This is a genomic window from Fructilactobacillus sp. X1R3C1, from assembly GCF_059901545.1.
In genome coordinates this window covers 54,488-74,747 of the sequence record NZ_JBWXUT010000006.1, presented here as the reverse complement: position 1 = coordinate 74,747, position 20,260 = coordinate 54,488, and the positions used below count along the sequence as shown (strand labels likewise).

Below are 20,260 nucleotides of genomic sequence, written 5' to 3'. Positions count from 1 at the left end.
ATCATGCCAGGAATATTAGGTAATTGAGGTTGTTGTGCTTTAGTAGGATCGTCTGGTTGCGTTTCGTATGGAACATCGTGGGATCCATTGTCAATCGGATTGCCATTGGAATCAACTGGAACTAATTTTCCCAGTTGAGCAACTCCAAAGTCAATTTTCCGTGATTGTGGCACATAAATTGACAAAAGGATAATTCTACCGTATCCATCAATACTCCAAGAATACTGCTTGTTAGCAGGATCATACATATAATTTGCATCAATGTAATAAGTATCTTGACCATCACTACCTTGAATTAAATTACCATCTTTATCAAAGAGTTGAACTTTCATACCACCATGATCATCAGTCTCAGTATAAACAAGACGATAACCCTCTCTATAATATTCAGTCCACACAGTACCAGGAACACCAAAGTTTGAAACAGAGCCGGACGCGTTAGTAGGTTGTGTAGAAATATAATAAGTGGTTGGGATTTCTGGTGGTAATCCACTTATCGTATAATGTTGACCAGCAATTCCCTTGTAAGTTTTAGTAACCATTACTTGCCCGGTATCACGGTTAGTCCATGTAACTACTTGATCAACAACCTCTGGAGTTATAATTGACATCTGACCAAGTGGAACAGCACTATCACTAGAATTGTTATAGAACCACTCTTTAATAAGTGAATAACCATCTGGTTGGTCGGCATTGAAACCAACTCCAGTATTATGATCATCCCACTTGTAGTAATGCAATCCATCAACGTTAGTGGAAGACAAAGTTGTACCATTATCCTTTAATAGATAAGTTCCAATTACATTACCATCAGCATCAATTTCGTTTACATAAACAGTTCCATCACCATTACGATCAGTTGACCAAACTAACCACTTAACTTTGGTTGTGCCTTCTGGGGCATTAACACTTACATATCCGTAAGTATAGTGCTCTTCATCAGGATCGACCCAAGGAACTCCTAGTGCCTTATAATCTGGATCTTGCATGTCAACGTTGAATGGTTGTCTTTCGGCAAAATTGGTAGTTGCAACTTTAGCTTGACCATCATCGGTGGCTAAAGCTGCCGCCGTTTGGTTTTTGACTGCTGCTTGATCATCAGTCTTTTGGTTGGCAGCTACCGCAGCGTCTTGCTTGTTTACTGCGTTATCACTTGTAGTTGCTTTCTGATCGGAATTTTGATTTGCTGATTGATCTTTTAATGCATCGGCTACTTTATTAGTAGTGTCATCATTCTTAGTTTCGTCTTGTTTAGTGGCATCAGAGTCAGCTTTTTTATCAGTTGATTGATTCTGTGTGGCATCTTTCTTCTGGTTAGAAGCATCGTCGTTCTTGGTGGCGTCTTGGTCAGTCTGCTTGTCAGCTGATTGATCTTGTGCAACATCTTTCTTTTGGTCAGATGCATCATTATTTTTAGTGGCGTCTTGGTCAGTCTGCTTATCTGATGTGGTGTCATTATTTTTGGCTATGTTTTCATCAGAGGACTTATTTTGTGATGAGTCGGTCTGCTTAGCTGAAGCGTCATCATTCTTGGTAACATTTTGATCAGTTGTGTCGTTTTGTGATGAATTAGCCTGTGTATTTGCTGCCTCATCACTCTTGGTGACGTTCTGTTCAGTTGCCGGATCATTGGTAGTCTGATTTTGCGGTACTACAACTTGCTTATCAGACGAATCACTATTTTGTGAATTCATCTGAGTGTTATTAGTAACGTCCGCTTTCACATTATGTTGATTAGACATAAGGATTCCGCCTGAAATCCCGGCTGAAAACATGGTGACTGTAATGGCACTGAACAGCCATCGTTTACCAGCTTTATACATCTTATAATGTGTTTTGCTATCACGATTAAACATATAAATAAAAACCTGCCCTTCTAATTTCAAATTAATCTATACTTACCGGCCTACTTAGCCTTAAGTAATTATTGCACAATCTGAAATTAAATTGAACACAATCGTATTTTATACAATATGAGTAAAACAAAGGCATGCATGGCAGTGTTTTCCACGATTAACCAATGCATGGAGGTAATTGTTTCTCATTGTGTGTAAATAAAACGAAAAATCGTAATGGTTTTGTAACATTAGCTGCGTAAGTCCAATGATAGCAACGTAATTCTCACTTTTTACTAATAATAATTTTAAATGTTAATTAATGATTGTACATAATGAAAATGACAGCCAAATTCAACGCCAAGTATAGCAACAAGATACTCCGCAAGCCCCGTTTACTCGCACTATGTGAGAATTACCGTGAAAATTAATTTGCTAATAAATTATTAGCAAAACATAAAATCATTCCTTGTGATGTTTACCAACATTGGTTTTTACTGGATTACGTGGCTGTTTGTGAATAAAATTATAAAAGAAATCACATTATATTAATTATAATTAAATTCACATTCATTATTCTCTTAATGTGTAAAAAGCCTTAGTTATCCGAAAGAGTTAGAACAACTCTCGCTAGTGAATAATTCTCTTCAAACGGTTTGATGATAAACGAATTTCTAAAAAAAAGGATTCATACCAATTTAAATCGGTATGAATCCTTAGAAGTATAAATTTATATAAAAAGTCTAAATATTATACGACGCTTTATTATTGCAAATTGCTTTTTTCCCATCTAATTATTCGTTATCAAGGTCACTGTCGATGTCATCTTTAACATCTTGGGCTTTGTTCATAAAGTTCCCCTTACTGCTTTGTAGGTCACCTTTGATCTTATCCATGGTGTCACCAGAGATAGCACCCTTAATTTGCTGTGCCTTACCTTGGGCAACGTCACTCAAGTTATCGATGCGGTCAGCAATATCGTCTAAATCATAACGATCTTCAAGTACTAAGTAACCTAACACGATGTTTGCACCCAAACTAAAACCTAAAAGTAAATTCTTCATAATGACCCTCCTAATATTGATTAATAATTCAATATAATAGTATCATGCCTGTAAAATAATAACTAGTAAAGACTTCCCCCCCATTAAGATATTAATTAAGAATTAATCCAAAAAAAGACACCTCATTAATTTAAGGTGTCTTAATTAATTTTATAGTTTATGAGCAAATGCCAGCATAATCATGTTAATTCCTGCCACTAACAGGACAATTCCCACAATTATAGCTAAAACCTTAGCAGCTAGACTGGGGTCTAACAGTAAGAAAATTCCTAAAAATAGTGTAATAAGATCAAAAACAAGTGACGTCCAGAAGACCCCACCGTTAAACTTACGAATGTGATCAACTACAATCAACTGACAGATTGAGTAAACCAGAATCCAAACTGCAAATAGGATCCCTAGGGTAAAGGTCCCAGCATGAACGTTAAACAGGAACAATAGTGCTAACAAGATTTCAATCGCACCACCAATTAACATCGTAAAACTTCGATAGCCAATTTCTTGACTTAACTTTCGATAGACCCAAATTGATTTTACCCCGGCAACTAATGCAACGACGGCGAATATGATCGCCAAGACAGCAGCACTAGCAGTTGGATGAAAGAACATCAAAACGGCGGCTAATAATAAGACAACGCCAAATAGACATTCAAACCAATCGAATCCCCATTTTTTATCTTCGTACATCATAAATATGACCTCCAATAGTTTGTTTCAACCATATTTTACCACATCTACTTTTGCTGATGCTGTTGAGCTTCAATAGTTCGCTTAGTATCACGCTCTAAGACTGGTTTTAAATACTCGCCGGTATAACTATTTTTCAGTTTAACAATCTGTTCGGGTGTTCCAGTTCCAACTACGTATCCACCAGCTGCTCCACCTTCAGGACCTAAGTCGATCACGTGGTCAGCCTCTTTAATAACGTTTAAATTGTGTTCAATGATCAGAACGGTATTTCCCTTATCAACAAGTTTAGAAAGGACCCCAATTAATCGCTTAATGTCGTCAGTATGAAGTCCCGTAGTGGGTTCGTCAAGAATATAAAAGTTATTTCCAGTTGAACGCTTATGGAGTTCAGAAGCTAACTTCATTCGTTGTGCTTCTCCACCTGACAAGGTATTAGCTGGTTGACCTAATTTCACGTAACCAAGTCCCACGTCAGAAATGGTCTGCAACTTTCGCGTAATCTTTGGGATGGCTTTGAAAAACTCTAACGACTCATTCACGGTCATGTCAAGAACTTCAGCGATATTTTTTCCCTTGTATTGAATCTCAAGCGTTTCAGAATTATACCGTTTTCCATGACAAACTTCACACGGAACGTAAACATCGGGTAGAAAGTTCATCTCAATCTTCAAGATTCCATCACCATGACAAGTCTCACAACGACCACCCTTGATGTTAAAACTAAACCGTCCCTTTTTATACCCGCGAAGTTTGGCCTCGTTAGTTTGGGCAAACAAGCCTCGAATATCATCAAAGACTCCAGTGTATGTAGCTGGATTACTTCGAGGGGTTCGGCCAATCGGACTTTGATCAATACTTACTAGTTTTTCAATGTTCTTCCATCCAGTGATTGATTTATACTTACCTGGTTTTTCCGAATTATGATTCAGCTTCTGGGCCAAGGCTCGTTTTAAGATATCATTAACCAACGTAGACTTTCCGGAACCAGAAACTCCCGTCACCACGTCAAACTTACCAAGTGGAAATTTAACGGTAATGTCTTTGAGATTATTTTCTAAAGCACCCTTTAGGGTGACGTTTTTGCCGTTCCCTTTTCGTCGTTTTAAGGGAACGGGAATAAACTTCTTTCCAGAGAGATATTGACCAGTTAATGATTTCGGATTTTGAGCCACTTGTTCTGGAGTCCCGGTGGCAACAATCTTACCACCCTTCTCTCCTGCTCCTGGACCAACATCGATTAAATAATCGGCCGAACGCATCGTATCTGAATCATGTTCAACGATAACTAACGTATTTCCTAGATCACGCATCTTTTTCAGGGACTTAATTAAGCGATCATTATCACGCTGATGAAGACCAATGGATGGTTCATCAAGTACATACAAAATTCCTGAGAGATTTGAACCAATCTGGGTTGCAAGTCGAATTCTCTGTGCTTCACCACCAGAAAGCGTTCGGGCTGATCTAGACAGAGTCAAATAGTTCAATCCAACGTTTTCCAAAAATTCTAGCCGGTCACAGATTTCCTTAATAATTGGATGAGCAACAACCGTATCTTGTTCACCAAAAGTAAGGTGACTAAAGAATTGGCGTTCGTCAGCAATATTCATATCAGAAACTTCCCCAATGTGTTTACCATCAATTTTAACGGCCAAGGCCTTTTCGTTTAGACGGTACCCATGACAAGTCTGACAAGTTAATTCTGTCATGTACTTTTCCATTTGTTCTCGAGTGAAATTACTGTTGGTTTCATGATAACGGCGTTTAACGTTGTTAAGGACTCCTTCAAAGGGAGCATCAACATCACGAACTCCACCAAAATCACTCTTGTAGTGAAAATGGAACGTTTTCCCCTTGGAACCATTCATCAATAGATCACGCTGTTTCTTTGGTAATTTACGGTATGGAGTATCCATATCAATATTAAAGGCTTTACAAGCCTGCTCTAACATTGCTGGATAGTATTTTGAGCTAATTGGATTCCATGGTTCAATTGCTCCCTCATTAAGCGTCTTATCTTGATCTGGGACCACTAAATCGTTATCGACTTCCAACTTAACTCCTAATCCATCACATTCAGGACATGCTCCATATGGGGCATTAAATGAGAAAAGACGTGGTTCAAGTTTTCCAACCGTAAAACCACAAATCGGACAAGAGTAATGTTCCGAAAACACCATCGGCTCTCGCTTACCAAGAAAGTCGGCAATGGCATATCCGTCACTTAGACGTAAAGCTGTCTCAAGTGAATCTGACAATCGTGAATTAATGCCGTCTCTAACGACAATTCGGTCAACTACCACGTCAATGTTATGACGCTTATTTTTATCTAAATCAAAATCTTCGGTCGCATCATGGATTTCACCATCTACTCGGACTCTGACGAAACCTTCGCGTTTAATTTTTTCAAAAACTTTTTTATGTTGTCCCTTTTTATCACGGACAACTGGTGACATAATCTGCAACTTAGTGCGTTCAGGGAGGGCCATGATTTCGTCAATCATTTGATCGACGGATTGACTAGTAATGACCGTTCCATCATTTGGACAAATTGGCGTCCCAACTCTTGCCCACAATAAACGCAAATAATCATTAATCTCAGTGACAGTTCCAACGGTTGAACGAGGATTTTTTGAAGTTGTTTTCTGATCAATTGAAATGGCTGGACTAAGTCCCTCAATTGAATCAACGTCAGGTTTATCCATTTGACCCAAAAATTGTCTAGCATAAGAGGAAAGACTTTGGACATAACGGCGTTGACCTTCAGCGTAAAGAGTATCAAAAGCTAAAGAACTCTTACCTGAACCAGATAAACCGGTCATTACCACCATTTTATTCTTGGGGACATCAACGTTTACGTCTTTTAGATTATGTTCACGGGCGCCTTTAATTTTAATGACGTCATTTGCCATCTAACCACCTCACTTTTTCTTTTTCTCACCCTTAAGCTGCATCACGGTATCCCTTAAGTTAGCAGCTTGCTCAAAATCAAGTTTTTTGGCTGCCGCTCTCATTTCGTCTTCTAAATTATCAATCATTTCCTTTTGATCCTTAGCACTCATTTGGTCAAAATCGGATTCAACAAAGCTTCCATTAGTATTATCATCGTTGTTTTTCTCTCCCTGTTTATACGCAGAAATGGCCTTAGGAATTGGTTTGATAATGGTCTTAGGGGTAATGTTGTGTTCCTGATTGTACTTCATCTGAATGGAACGACGACGGGCAGTTTCATCCATCGCGTACTTCATCGAATCGGTAACGTTGTCCGCGTACATAATAACATGTCCGTGTGAATTACGAGCTGCTCTTCCAATTGTTTGTACAAGGGAACGTTTATCACGCAAAAAGCCTTCCTTATCAGCATCCAAGATTGCAATCAATGATGTTTCGGGAACGTCAATCCCTTCACGCAATAAGTTAATTCCAACCAAGACGTCAAATTTACCCAAACGCAAATCACGTAAAATTTGGGTTCTTTCGAGGGTTTTAATATCACTGTGCAAGTATTTTACTTTAATTCCCAAATCTTTTAGATAATCGGTTAAATCTTCTGCCATCTTCTTGGTTAAGGTCGTAACGAAAGTTCGCTCGTTATTTTGAACTCGTTTATTGATTTCACCCACTAAGTCATCCATCTGATCCTTAGTAGGACGGACCTCAACCGTTGGATCAAGTAGGCCAGTAGGACGAATAATTTGTTGGACAACGTGGTCAGTCCGATCCTCTTCGTAAGGTCCGGGAGTAGCTGACATATAAACAACCTGATTAACCCGTTTTTCAAACTCAGGTAACTTTAATGGTCGATTATCAAGCGCGCTGGGAAGTCTAAATCCATAATCAATTAATTGCTGCTTTCTAGCCTTATCACCGTTAAACATTCCACCGATTTGCGGAACCGTTCGATGTGACTCATCAATGAACATCAAATAATCTTTGGGGAAAAAGTCCAATAATGTGTATGGAGCTTCGCCAGGTTTCCTGCGGTCCATATAACGAGAATAATTCTCAATTCCAGTTGTATATCCCATTTCACGCATCATTTCAATGTCATAGGTAGTTCTTTGTTTTAGTCTTTGAGCTTCAAGTAGTTTGCCCTTTTTCTCAAAGTTAGCAACCTGTTTTACCATTTCATCCTTGATTTCAGGTAAAGCCACATCCATTGTTTCCTTGTTAGTCAAGAAGTGAGTGGCAGGAAAAATTGTAATCTGTTTTCGTTCACCGATAACTTCACCAGTCAACGTGTCAACTTCAGTAATTCGGTCAATCTCGTCACCGAAAAATTCGATCCGATAGGCATGTTCATTTCTAGAAGCCGGAAAGACTTCTACTACATCCCCGTGCACACGAAAACGACCACGTTGAAAGTCAATATCATTTCGATCAAACTGAATATTAACTAGTTGACGCAAAAAAACATCACGCTCTAACTGTTGCCCAACGTGTAACGAAACCGTATGGTCCTGATATTCTTTTGGACTTCCTAAACCAAAGATTGAGGAAACTGAAGCCACAACAATCACATCATTTCGTTCTAGTAGAGCACTCGTTGCTGCGTGGCGGAGTTGATCAATCTCGTCATTAATCGAAGCATCCTTTTCAATATAGGTATCACTGGAAGGAACATAGGCCTCAGGCTGATAAAAATCATAATAACTCACAAAATATTCGACCGCATTATTAGGAAACAACTGTTTGAGCTCACTATAAAGTTGCCCAGCTAAAGTTTTATTGTGCGATAAAACCAGTGTTGGCTTGTTAATGTTCTTAATGACATTTGCCATAGTGTAGGTTTTACCAGTTCCAGTAGCACCCAAAAGGACCTGATCACGATCTCCATTTTTGATTCCTTGAGTCAATTCCTTAATGGCTTCAGGCTGATCACCAGTTGGAGTAAATTTCGAAACTAGGTCAAAATTATTATTCGTTTTTTTAATCATATTGGCACCTCTTCTTAAACTCGGAAAAAAAAGAGAAAGCATTAACTTTCTCCCGTTACTTATAATAATTCTAGCATACGAACATACTTTCGCAAAGCAATTAGACCAAAGCTTCCATACAAAAAGAGCAGATCGACTCTGCTCTTTTTCGTTTAATCTTTAGTTTTGAGTTCCTCAACATAATTGAAGACGCCCTGACCTGCAGTTCCGCCATCGCCGACTGCAGTCGTAATTTGACGTAAGTGTTTCTTTCGCACGTCACCAACCGCAAATACACCAGGTATCTTAGTTTTCATTTCATCATCCGTGTCGATCCAACCTTGTTCATCTGTGATGCCAAGGTTTTTGAAGGCAGCTGTCATTGGTAAAATACCAACGTAAATAAACACACCAGAAGCTTTAATATTAGTGGTTTCACCAGTCTGGTTGTTTTTAACCGCAACCCCGGTTACTTTTTGACCGTCACCTTCAATATCAGTAACGTTACTGTTCCAGACAAAATCGATATTGTCCTTATCAAAGGCCCGCTTCTGCAGAATCTTCTGGGCCCGAAGTTGATCACGTCTGTGAATGACCGTAACGTGCTTTACGATATTGGATAGATAAGTAGCTTCCTCAATCGCAGAGTCACCGCCACCAACGACAACAACGTCTTCGCCTTTAAAGAAGGCACCATCACAAACCGCACAGTAAGAAACACCTTTCCCACTGTAGTCTTGCTCACCGGGAACTCCGAGTTTCTTGTACTCAGAACCAGCACCAATAATTACAGAAGGAGCCTCATAGTCACCGTCTTCAGTCTTAACAATCCGCTTATCGCCATCAATGTCAATGCCCGTAACGGTTCCGTAGCCATACTCAGCACCAAATTGAGTACTCCCATCGTACATTTTTTTAGATAGATCTGGTCCTAAGACTGATTTAAATCCGGGATAATTCTCAATTTCGGCGGTGTTGTTCATCTGTCCACCATAGATCCCACGATCAAGCATTAATACAGATAGTTCGGCTCGTGATGCATACAATGCTGCCGTCATTCCTGCTGGACCAGCACCGATTACAATTACATCATACTTTTTTGCCATTATATCGCCTCAATCATTATTTATTGTTTGTTACTTTCTTTAACTCGTCAAGAACTGGTTCGTAGTTTGGTTGATGAGTAATTTCTGGAACTGCTTGGCAATACAAAATTTTGCCTTCAGCATTTACCAAGTAAACCACCCGAGCTAAGTGACCAAAAGCCGGGATGTATAAGTGCATGGCTTTTCCAAATGAACCATTAAAATCAGAAAGAATTTCCATGTTGTTAACACCGTGAGCGGCACACCAATTTTTTTGGTATTCAATTGGGTTATTTGAAATGGTAACAAATTTAATTCCCTTAAACTTTGATGCTTCCTGGTTAAAACGAGCAGTTTCTAAACTACATACCTTTGTCTTTAAGTTAGGAACCACACTAATCAACGTTGTCTGACCCTTTAAATCATCAGTCGTAACATCTTTCCCTTCAGCATTTTTTACGGTAAATTTTGGTAGATAATCGCCAACCTTTGGTTGATCATCACCCATTAACCATGATACTGGTAGTCCACCTAATTTAATTTTCATAACCAAAAACCTCCTTGACTAATATCAATTGTACAAAATTATATTATCATAAACTGAATTAAATGTTTAATCATTATACTTCAAAATAAAAAATGCCGGCAAAAGTCGGCATTTTAATCTAATTTTTCTGTTGTTCGTCTTCCTTAGTCAGCTTTTGACCAAGGTTCTTAATGTATTCACGTAATTCTTGCTCAATTTCAGGGTGTTTTAAACCAAAGGTAATGTTAGTCTCAAGCCAGCTAAGCTTATTGCCGGTATCGTAACGATCACCCTTAAACTCATGAGCAAACACTCTTTGAGTTTGATTTAAGGTATTGATGGCATCGGTTAGCTGAACTTCATTCCCCTTACCTGGCTTAGTGTGTTCCAAAACGTCAAAAATCTGTGGAGTTAACAAGTAACGTCCAATAATTGCTAAATCACTAGGAGCGTCCTTAGGATCTGGCTTTTCAACGAAGTTTCTCACATTATAAAGTCCCTTTGAAACCTCGCTAACTGGTTCAATTACTCCGTATTTAGAAGTCTCTTTATGAGGGACTTTCATAACGGCAAGGGTTGAAGCTCCCGTCTTTTCGTAACTATTCATCAATTGTTTGGTGAGCGGAGTCGTATCTTCCATCAAGTCGTCTCCAAGCATAACCACAAATGGATCATTTCCAATGAAACTTTTGGCCGTTAAAACAGCGTCGCCAAGTCCACGTGGATAAGATTGTCTAATAAAGTAAATGTTCATATCATTAGTCTTCTGAATTGACTTGAGCATCTTTTCTTTACCCTTTTTTTCAAGGTTTTCTTCAAGCATTACGTTTGAATCAAAATGATCTTCAATGGCACGCTTGCCCTTACCAATCACAATGACAATGTCTTTGATTCCAGAAGCCTTAGCTTCTTCAACAATGTATTGAATGGTTGGAATATCAACAATTGATAACATTTCCTTTGGAAGTGCTTTCGTTTCAGGTAAAAATCTTGTTCCTAAACCAGCGGCAGGAATAACAGCTTTAGTTACTTTTTTCATCTTCTTATATACCCCTTTTAGAATTAACCTTGTTCTGAACGTCCCTCTCTAGACATTAGATTAGAAATCGCGTCAGAAACGGTTTCTTCATTATTAATTACTGCATGAATTGCGGATGTAATGGGCATTTCTACCCCACGTTGTTTTGATAATTCAAATGCAGCTTGATTGGTGTCGATTCCCTCGATTACCATGCCCATGTCTTTAACAACGTCATCCAATTTCTTACCCTTGCCGAGCTGATAACCAGCCCGCCAATTGCGAGAATCAGAACTAGTTGCGGTGACAATCACGTCACCTACACCAGACAATCCGCTAAAAGTTAATGGGTCCGCACCAAATGATACACCTAAACGTGATATTTCCGCAATACCACGAGTCATGAGGGCAGCTTTAGCATTGTCTCCATAGCCTAAACCCACCAAGGCTCCAGCTCCTAATGCAATAATATTTTTCAAAGCTCCACCAAGTTCAACCCCAATAATGTCGTTATTAGTATAAATTCTGAAATAATCATTCATGAATAATTTTTGAAAATGCTCAGCAGATGGCATATCATCACTGGCGACCGTAACTAAGGTAATATCACGTCTAGCAACATCTTCAGCTTGACTAGGTCCAGAAAGGGCTGAAATCGACTTACGATTCTGAGGATCAATTTCTTCTTGCAATACCTGAGACATTCGATCATAGGTACCCTTTTCAATGCCTTTACTTCCATGGATGATATACGGTTTCATTTCTAACTTGCCCAAAATTTTGTTAGCTTGATTTGCAACCGAACGAGTTGCCTGTGATGGAACAATGAATAAAACATCATCGACTCCTTTAAGTGCCTCTTCCATGTCAGCATAAGCTTTCATCTCTTTTGGAAAGGTAAAGTTCTTGATGTAATGGGAGTTAGTGTGCTGATTATTTAACTCATCCACCTGTTCCTTGCTTTTCGACCAAATTTTAACTTCATGCCCATTTTCAACTAAAATATCGGCGAGCATGCTGCCCCATGATCCTGCACCGAGTACTGCAATTTTTTCTGTCATTATTTAAATTATCTCCTACAAATCACTTAACTACCGTAGTACCAGACTAACTGGTCGTTTCGTCTACGATAAATTAAAACAAATAGTGCTACTACGAATAATACAATGGAAAGCAACTGTGATACCCGGATTACGCCGAATAACATTAAACTATCGGTCCGCATGCCCTCGGTGAAAAAACGTCCAAACGAATACCACATCACGTAACTTAAAAAGACTTCCCCACGCTTAAAGAACTGCGGAGCATGTCTCATAATCATCAAGACAGCAAATCCTGCTAAATCCCAAAGTGACTCATATAAAAACGTTGGCTGGCGGTACGCCCCGCTAATAAACATTTGATTGATGATAACGTCAGGTAAATGTAAATGCTGTAAAAATTGAAGTGATGTTACCGCTCCAAATGCTTCCTGATTCATGAAATTACCCCAACGGCCAATTCCTTGAGCCATAATGACGGTTGGAGCGGCAATATCTAAAATCTGCCAGACTGACAAATGATGTTTAAAACAAAACCACCAGATAAATAATCCAGCCCCGATTAAAGCTCCATAAATGGCAATTCCACCATCCCAAATTTGAATAATCTCATCTAGATGATGGCGATAATAGCTCCATTGAAAAACCACATAATAGATTCGAGCCGAAATAATCGCAATTGGAATCGCCCACAAAATCAAATCATATAAAACATCTTCATTTAAGTGTTGTCGCTTAGCTTCTTTCATTGAAAGGTAAACGGCAATCAAGACAGCGGCAGCGATAAAAATACCATACCAGTGGACCGCAATTGGTCCGAGATGAATCGCAACTGGATTTAATGCCAATATGCTAAACACAACTTCCACTCCTATTCAGGATCCTTATTAGCATCTTGGCTAATATCTTTCTTATTTTGTTCAACTGCTTGTTCTTCGTGTTTTTGCTCCTGGTTGTTTTTAGAAGCATTTTCTTTGATCAACTCATTTAAGTTGTTATCAAAGACCTTAGTCGCATCGTATCCCATTGAACGAGCCCTAAAGTTCATCGCAGCGGTTTCAATAATAATGGCTAAGTTTCGTCCGGGTTTTACCGGAATCGTCAATTTCTTCAAATCAACGTCAAAGATTCGAGTTGTTTCACGGTCGGTCCCAAGCCGATCATACTTAGTATCCTTGTTCCACTGGTCCAAATGAACGATTAAGTCCACTTTTGATTGGGAACGAACGGCACCGGCACCAAACAGGTTCATTACATCAATAATTCCAATCCCACGAATTTCTAGTAAGTGATTAAGAATCTTGGGAGCTTGACCAATCAAGGTTTGCTCATCTTGTTGATAAACCTCAACTCGATCATCAGCAATTAAACGATGACCACGCTTAACAAGTTCTAGCGCCGTTTCACTCTTACCAATTCCAGAATCACCGGTAATTAAAACACCAAGTCCATAAACTTCAACCAAAACACCATGAATGGACTTTCGTTCGGCTAACTTAGCTTCAAGGTACGTCGTCATATTACTTAGAATTCTAGAGGTGGTTAACTTTGAACCTAAGATTGGAATGTGAGCCTTTTTGGCGGCTGCCACTAACTGCTCAGGTGGTTCTAGTTGAGTAGAAATAACAAATGCAGGCGTTTCTGGTTGACACATTTTGGTCATTACTTCTTTTAATTTTTCATCACTCATTCCCTTTGCAAATGAGGTTTCAGTTATCCCGAAGATCTGAATTCGCTTGGCTGGGTAGTAGTTAAAATATCCAGTCAATTCCAGTCCCGGACGTGAAATGTCACTAGTGGTAATGGGACGGTCTAAATATTCACGACCCCAAAAGACACTAAGATGAGTGTTCTTTACTAAATCAGCTACCGTTACACTCTGAGCCATTGGACCTACCTCCAAATAAAATTAATTTACTTAATTCTAACACAATCAGACCTAATTTAGGCGGTTCTTAATTTTATGCAAAATAAAAGAAGCGCCCATTAACTAGGTGCTTCTAACTAATTATTTTGAAACATTTCAATTCCGATCTCATGCGGTGAACCATCGTAAATTGCCGTTTCTTTAATCTCTAATTGATTCTTACGATTTTTAACCTTCATGTGAACAAAGGTCGGATCATCTTGTAAAGCAGAATACAATTGACTTTCCGAATTTACCGGAACGTTGTTAACTTCAACAATTAAGTCACCCGTTTTAAGTCCCATCTTATCGGCTGGAGTGCGGGGTTTAATCCCAATGATTCGGATTCCGTCAACCGCTTGACTAATCTGATTTCCGGTCTTTCGGTCAACGCGATGGAAGTGATACATGATGATTACATAAACCACTACCAATAAAGCAATCGCGATAATAACGTAGTAACTATTTCTCATAAAGTAAGCGCCCGCCGTTAGTAAAATGGCTAACAATGACAGTTCTCCAATTGCGTTTGAAATCCGTGGCATTAATTCATTTGGCAAATGGTTAACAAACTTGAAGCGAAAACCAATCAAAAACGGAACAACCAAGAAAGTTACATGTGCACCAAAAATATTAAAAACTGGCCACATTGGTACGATCGTTTCGATTAATTTACCAGGAATCATCAGTACCAGCGGAATCACAGCTAACTCATTGTATCCATAAGATGCCACTCGGTTCCCGCGCCGATTCTTTGAAACCTGCGGTGAGTTAATTGTCTTACCATTCATCTTCAAAAAGATAAACATTAGAACCAGCATGATTGTGATTAAGGCTAAGTAATTGGCCGATCTTGATGCGTTCATATTCACGGCACCAATAAAGTCGCCACCCTTAATCATCGGGATTGAATAATCATTGAAGAAGACCCCAACAAAAACTGATCCAAATAAAATCAATGTCGGCACTAAGATTCCTGGGATCAGTAAACTAATGGCGATCAATAATTCATATAATAAAATCCAATTTAAGGACACTTCAATCCCAACCAAAGCAGTTAAAATTGATCCAACAATTCCCAGCACAATTAATGATTTAAAAAAGACCCATCCTTCGTGAAATTTAGGGTTAACAGCACTTTCAAATAAGCGTCGTTCTCGATTTACTCTTCGATTGTAAACGAAGAAAACGCGAATAAGTGCAAACCAAAAAGCTGGCATAAAGACAAAAAACAAAATATTAGTCGCAACTGACATAATGAACTTCCTTTTTCGTTATTTTGGGTTCTTCTGTTTTAAATTCCACTGCAAATACGCGTTAATGAATGGATTCAAATCACCATCCATCACTGCTTGACCATTACCAGTCTCATAATTGGTCCGATGATCCTTAACCATTGTATAGGGATGAAAAACATAAGAACGAATTTGTGAACCCCAACCAATATCAAGCTGCTTACCCTCAATCTTGGCTTTCTCTTCTTCTTTTTTCTCTTGTTCACGTTCGTACAACTTTGATTTTAACATATTCATCGCTGTAACTCTATTCTGTAATTGTGAACGTTGGGCCTGACTTGAGGTGACAATTCCAGTTGGTAAGTGGGTAATTCGAACCGCTGAAGAGGTTTTATTAATGTGCTGACCACCAGCCCCACTTGACCGAAAAACATCAATCCGGAGATCTTCTGGGTTAATGTCAACGTTCACAGTTTCATCAAGCTCTGGCATAACATCAACAGAGGCAAACGACGTATGACGCCGCCCTGCTGAATCGAAAGGTGAGATCCGCACTAACCGGTGAACGCCTTTTTCTGATTTCAGGTAACCATAGGCGTTGGTTCCAGATACTAAAAATGTCACACTGTTGATCCCAGCAACGTCACCCGGTTGATAGTCTTCAACTGAAACCGAAAAGCCGTTTTGTTCGGCCCATCGTTGATACATCCGAAATAACATGGAACCCCAGTCTTGTGATTCAGTTCCACCAGCTCCAGGATGGATCTCAACAATTGCATTATTTTCATCGTATTTCCCATTCAAAAGTAAACTCAGCTGATAACTACTAAGTTCCTTTTGGGTCTTGGCTAATTCGTCATCGAACTCTTTCTTTAAATCATCATCACTAACTTCTTCAAGGAGTTCGAGGTTAACCTTTAAATCTTCCACCTTTTTAGCCAGTGAATTAAAATTATCATATTTTAATTTTAATCGATTGTTCTCATCAATTAATTTCTGGGCTTTTCTTTGGTCATCCCAAAATCCCGGTTCAGCCATTTTAGCCTCATTAACCGAAATATTTTCACTTAGTTGATCCAGGTCAAAGTGACCCCCTAAAGCCAGCTACGGCTTTTTCAATCTTTTCGACCTGTCCACGTGCTTCACTTAATTCCATTTCATACTCCTGAAGATGAAAAAACGGAGACCAAAAGTCCTCCGTTCTTAAACTATCTTTCCATATTTTGTCTGATCTCAGCTTTCATAAACAACCTAGTGACATCGTAGTCAATATCAGAGACCATTTCTTCAAACATTCTAAATCCTTCACGTTGATACTCAACTAACGGGTTTAATTGACCATAACCACGAAGACCGATTGACTCTCGTAATTGGTCCATTGAATCGATGTGGTCAGTCCAGTGTGAATCAACCACCCTAAGCACAACCACTTTTTCAAATTCAAGCATCTGTTCTGGATCCTGGAGCTCTTTTTCTTTCTTATCATACTCAGTATCAACGAGTCCCATCAAGTATGCCTTAATTTCATCACTTGATTTTCCCTTCAAGTCATCAATGCTAATTTGATCGGGACTAACTAATGAATTAATCGCAAAATCAAGGATGGTTTGGAGATCCCATTTCTTTTGATCTCCCTGAGTGTGCAAGTTGACAATTCGATTAACCGTTCGTTTGATCATTGGCATAATAACCCACTTAAGTGACTTATTTTCGTCAATCACCTTACTACGCTCACCGTAAATCACGTCACGCTGTTGACGCATCACATCATCGTACTTTAACACGTTTTTACGTGAATCATAGTTATTACCTTCAACTCGTTTTTGAGCCGATTCAACCTGCTTCGTGATCATGTGACTCCGGATAACCGCATCATCGCCCTCAACCTTCATTGAGTCAAGAATACTTTTAACCTTATCAGACCCAAATCGACGCATCAAATCATCTTCAAGTGAAAGATAGAATTGGGAATAACCAGGATCACCCTGTCTTCCAGAACGTCCACGTAATTGATTATCAATTCTTCGTGACTCGTGTCGTTCGGTCCCGATAACCGCTAATCCACCTAATTTGACCACTCCAGGTCCAAGCTTAATATCAGTTCCACGACCGGCCATGTTGGTTGCAATGGTAACAGCTCCCTTTTGACCGGCGTTAGCAACAATGTCAGCTTCTTTGGCATGATTTTTCGCATTCAAAACTACGTGAGGAATTTTTTCTTCATCAAGTCGCTCTGAAAGATATTCAGAAGTTTCAACCGCAACCGTACCAATCAGGATTGGTTGTCCCCGTTTGTGTAAATCTTTAATTTTGGCAATAACAGCGTCAAATTTTGATTCCAAACTTGGATATAAAACATCTGGCTCATCAATTCTAACAACCGGTTTATTGGTTGGAACCGCAATGACATCCATGTTGTAAATTTCTCGAAACTCATCCTGTTCTGTCTTAGCGGTACCAGTCATTCCAGCTAACTTACTGTACTGTCTAAATAAGTTTTGATAGGTGATGTTAGCCATCGTCTTGCTTTCTTCTTGGATGGTAACACCCTCTTTAGCCTCAAGTGCTTGGTGAAGCCCATCTGAAAAACGACGACCTTCCATGATTCTTCCGGTAAAGGAATCAACGATTAAAACCTCGTCTTTTGAGACAACATAGTCTTTATCCTTTTCCATCACGTAATTGGCACGTAAAGCCTGATCCAAATGGTGGGTTAAAGCAGTGTTTTCCGTATCGTAAAGGTTATTTAAATTGAAGTACTTTTCAGCTTTTTCAATTCCAACATCCTTCAAAGAGACCGTTTTAGTCTCTAAATCAACTTTAAAATCCGTTTTAGGATTTAGTGTCTTGGCAAATTTATCTGCCTGCATGTAAAGCTTGTTTGACCCACGAGCTTCACCAGAAATGATCAATGGGGTTCTGGCTTCATCGATTAAGATCGAATCAACTTCGTCGACGATGGCAAAATTAAGTGGGCGTTGAACCCGATCTTCTTTATAAACCACCATGTTATCCCTTAAATAATCAAATCCAATCTCACTATTAGTTGAATAAGTGATGTCGCTATCATAGGCAGCTCGTTTTTCTTCCGGATTCTTATCAGCCGAGTTCACCCCGACCGTTAAGCCCAGCCAATTGTATAACTGTCCCATTTGAGTGGCATCACGTTGTGATAGGTATTCATTAACCGTAACGACATGAACACCTTTCCCTGATAAAGCATTCAGGTAGACGGGCATTGTAGCCGTTAACGTTTTCCCTTCACCAGTCTTCATCTCAGCAATATTACCCTCATGAAGGACAATTCCACCCATAATCTGGACTCGAAATGGATTTAGTCCGAGCACTCGTCTGGCACCTTCACGGGCAACCGCAAAAGCCTCAGGTAACATGTCATCTAGGCTTTCACCATTTTGATAACGCTTTTGAAATTCTGGAGTTTTAGCTTGTAATTCTTTATCACTTAATTTTCGATATTGTTCTGAGTATGAGCTGACCTTATCGGCGAGCTTTCCTAATCGTTTCAGTTCGCTTTTGTCGCTTTCAACCCATTTCTTTAAAAGGTTTGTTGCCATTGATTGATTTCTCCTCTAGTGTCTAAACCGTTTTTGTTTCTCGAATTCTCAGCCTATTTTCTTATTCTAACATTTTATCAAATCAATTAAAAATTCATCACAAAAAAACAGAAATATGATATTTCTGTTTTTTCTAACGATCGGTTTTAATTAACCCATAGTCTCCATCATGTCTTCGATAAACAATATCAGTGGTGCCATCGGTGACATCAACATAGACAAAAAAATCATGCCCAATCAAATTCATCTGAATAATGGCATCTTCCGAAGTCATCTTCTGTAAAGGAATCCGCTTTTTCCTAACGATCTTAGATTCGGCTAATCGTTTATCGGGATCATTAAAAACGTGAGATAACTTATGCTCAGTTAATTCTTCATTTACCTTTGAGCCATATTTATCGATCTGTTGCTGGATATCGTGAATCGCGATATCAATGCTTTTGTGAATATCATCAGAGTTGCCCTCACCTCGCAGTAAAAAGTTCGGTAGGATAATAGTGATTTCAGCTTTGATTCGTTCGTTAGAATAGTTCATAAGATCAACATGAGCAGTCCCTTTCACGTTTGCATCAAAACGTTTATCAATTGTTTTGACGTGATGATTAATGTAATCACGGAGATCACTGGTGATTTCAACATCATCACCTCTTAATTTAGTTTCAAGCATTATAATCTCTCCTATGCTTAGTATCATTGTCTTCAAACGAATCTCTTATAACTATTATAAATTCTAATCGATTAAATAACAATCAATACTAACGTGCAAGGGTAATACTTGAGACTTTCTTAACCCCATACGAATATAACAGTTTGGCCGCTAAGTGCAGGGTGGTTCCAGTCGTATACACATCATCAATCAAACAAACCTTTCTCCCACGTAGGTTGTTAGTCGACCACTCCGGCTCAACGTAAAATGGTTGTTTTAAATGCATCCTATCAAATTTATCTTTTTTAGACTGGGGTAAGCCCTTTTTTGACACCGCTCCTAAGACCTTTTGATATTTCACACCAGCTAACCACCCCTCAACCTGATTAAACTTTCGCACCTCAAACGTTTTCTTACTAATCGGGATGGGAACAATCATACCGCCGTCGTTATGGTCAAATATAAAAGACTGAAACTGACTTTGAAATAGTCGCCTTAACCGATAATCACCCTGAAACTTGTACCGAGTCATATAATCACTCACTTCATCATATGGAAACAACGCATGATTAATTAATTTGGGACCAGATTGATCTTCCCAAATTTTACAATCATCACACAACTCTAATTTCACTTGCTGCTTGCCACAATCTGGACACGCCGTTTTTAAATCAATGGGACAAAAAAGTTTTTGACATTCATCACACATAATTGGCGGGACAAA

General features: G+C 39.0%; 16 protein-coding genes. All 16 read right to left on the bottom strand.

Annotated features, from left to right (window positions below; genetic code table 11):
* Positions 1–1,856: KxYKxGKxW signal peptide domain-containing protein (locus AC6UD8_RS06850; protein ID WP_500699848.1), on the bottom strand; the 1,856-nt coding region annotated here is incomplete at its 3' end.
* 773 nt (positions 1,857–2,629) lie between these two features.
* Positions 2,630–2,899 (bottom strand): CsbD family protein, encoded by a 270-nt coding sequence (locus AC6UD8_RS06845; protein WP_500694432.1) that lies wholly within the window; start codon positions 2,897–2,899, stop codon positions 2,630–2,632.
* A 150-nt stretch (positions 2,900–3,049) separates the two neighbouring features.
* Entirely contained in the window at positions 3,050–3,589 is a 540-nt protein-coding gene (locus tag AC6UD8_RS06840) for an HdeD family acid-resistance protein (RefSeq protein WP_500699849.1), read from the bottom strand.
* Between the two features lie 44 nt (positions 3,590–3,633).
* A complete protein-coding gene (gene uvrA, locus AC6UD8_RS06835) occupies positions 3,634–6,501 on the bottom strand; it encodes an excinuclease ABC subunit UvrA (protein WP_500696118.1) in 2,868 nt (955 codons plus the stop codon).
* Between the two features lie 9 nt (positions 6,502–6,510).
* Positions 6,511–8,526: an excinuclease ABC subunit UvrB gene (uvrB, locus tag AC6UD8_RS06830; RefSeq protein WP_500699850.1), complete on the bottom strand. Its 2,016-nt coding sequence runs from the start codon at positions 8,524–8,526 to the stop codon at positions 6,511–6,513.
* A 152-nt stretch (positions 8,527–8,678) separates the two neighbouring features.
* Entirely contained in the window at positions 8,679–9,611 is a 933-nt protein-coding gene (gene trxB, locus AC6UD8_RS06825; protein WP_500699851.1) for a thioredoxin-disulfide reductase, read from the bottom strand.
* 16 nt (positions 9,612–9,627) lie between these two features.
* Entirely contained in the window at positions 9,628–10,137 is a 510-nt protein-coding gene (locus AC6UD8_RS06820) for a thiol peroxidase (protein ID WP_500694437.1), read from the bottom strand.
* A gap of 118 nt (positions 10,138–10,255) precedes the next feature.
* Complete coding sequence (gene galU / locus AC6UD8_RS06815) at positions 10,256–11,155, bottom strand: UTP--glucose-1-phosphate uridylyltransferase GalU (RefSeq protein WP_500723594.1); 900 nt, start codon at positions 11,153–11,155, stop codon at positions 10,256–10,258.
* 23 nt (positions 11,156–11,178) lie between these two features.
* Positions 11,179–12,195: an NAD(P)H-dependent glycerol-3-phosphate dehydrogenase gene (locus AC6UD8_RS06810; protein WP_500696821.1), complete on the bottom strand. Its 1,017-nt coding sequence runs from the start codon at positions 12,193–12,195 to the stop codon at positions 11,179–11,181.
* A 26-nt stretch (positions 12,196–12,221) separates the two neighbouring features.
* The gene (lgt, locus tag AC6UD8_RS06805; RefSeq protein ID WP_500696121.1) at positions 12,222–13,034 is read right to left on the bottom strand and encodes a prolipoprotein diacylglyceryl transferase; all 813 of its coding nucleotides are present in this window, start codon (positions 13,032–13,034) and stop codon (positions 12,222–12,224) included.
* Between the two features lie 11 nt (positions 13,035–13,045).
* Entirely contained in the window at positions 13,046–14,062 is a 1,017-nt protein-coding gene (hprK, locus tag AC6UD8_RS06800; protein WP_500694441.1) for an HPr(Ser) kinase/phosphatase, read from the bottom strand.
* Between the two features lie 116 nt (positions 14,063–14,178).
* Positions 14,179–15,336: a PDZ domain-containing protein gene (locus tag AC6UD8_RS06795; protein WP_500699852.1), complete on the bottom strand. Its 1,158-nt coding sequence runs from the start codon at positions 15,334–15,336 to the stop codon at positions 14,179–14,181.
* An 18-nt stretch (positions 15,337–15,354) separates the two neighbouring features.
* Positions 15,355–16,471 (bottom strand): peptide chain release factor 2 gene (prfB, locus tag AC6UD8_RS06790; RefSeq protein ID WP_500699853.1). Its coding sequence is split into 2 segments (ribosomal slippage): positions 15,355–16,398 and positions 16,400–16,471, totalling 1,116 coding nucleotides; the frame shifts between segments, so codons are not numbered across the junction.
* A 52-nt stretch (positions 16,472–16,523) separates the two neighbouring features.
* A complete protein-coding gene (gene secA, locus AC6UD8_RS06785; RefSeq protein ID WP_500694444.1) occupies positions 16,524–18,890 on the bottom strand; it encodes a preprotein translocase subunit SecA in 2,367 nt (788 codons plus the stop codon).
* 133 nt (positions 18,891–19,023) lie between these two features.
* Positions 19,024–19,557, bottom strand: coding sequence for a ribosome hibernation-promoting factor, HPF/YfiA family (gene hpf / locus AC6UD8_RS06780; protein WP_500696123.1), 534 nt, complete (start codon positions 19,555–19,557; stop codon positions 19,024–19,026).
* A gap of 88 nt (positions 19,558–19,645) precedes the next feature.
* Positions 19,646–20,245 carry a ComF family protein gene (locus AC6UD8_RS06775; RefSeq protein WP_500723592.1) on the bottom strand — a complete coding sequence of 200 codons (600 nt, stop codon included), beginning with the start codon at positions 20,243–20,245 and terminating at the stop codon, positions 19,646–19,648.
* Between the last annotated feature and the right edge of the window lie 15 nt (positions 20,246–20,260).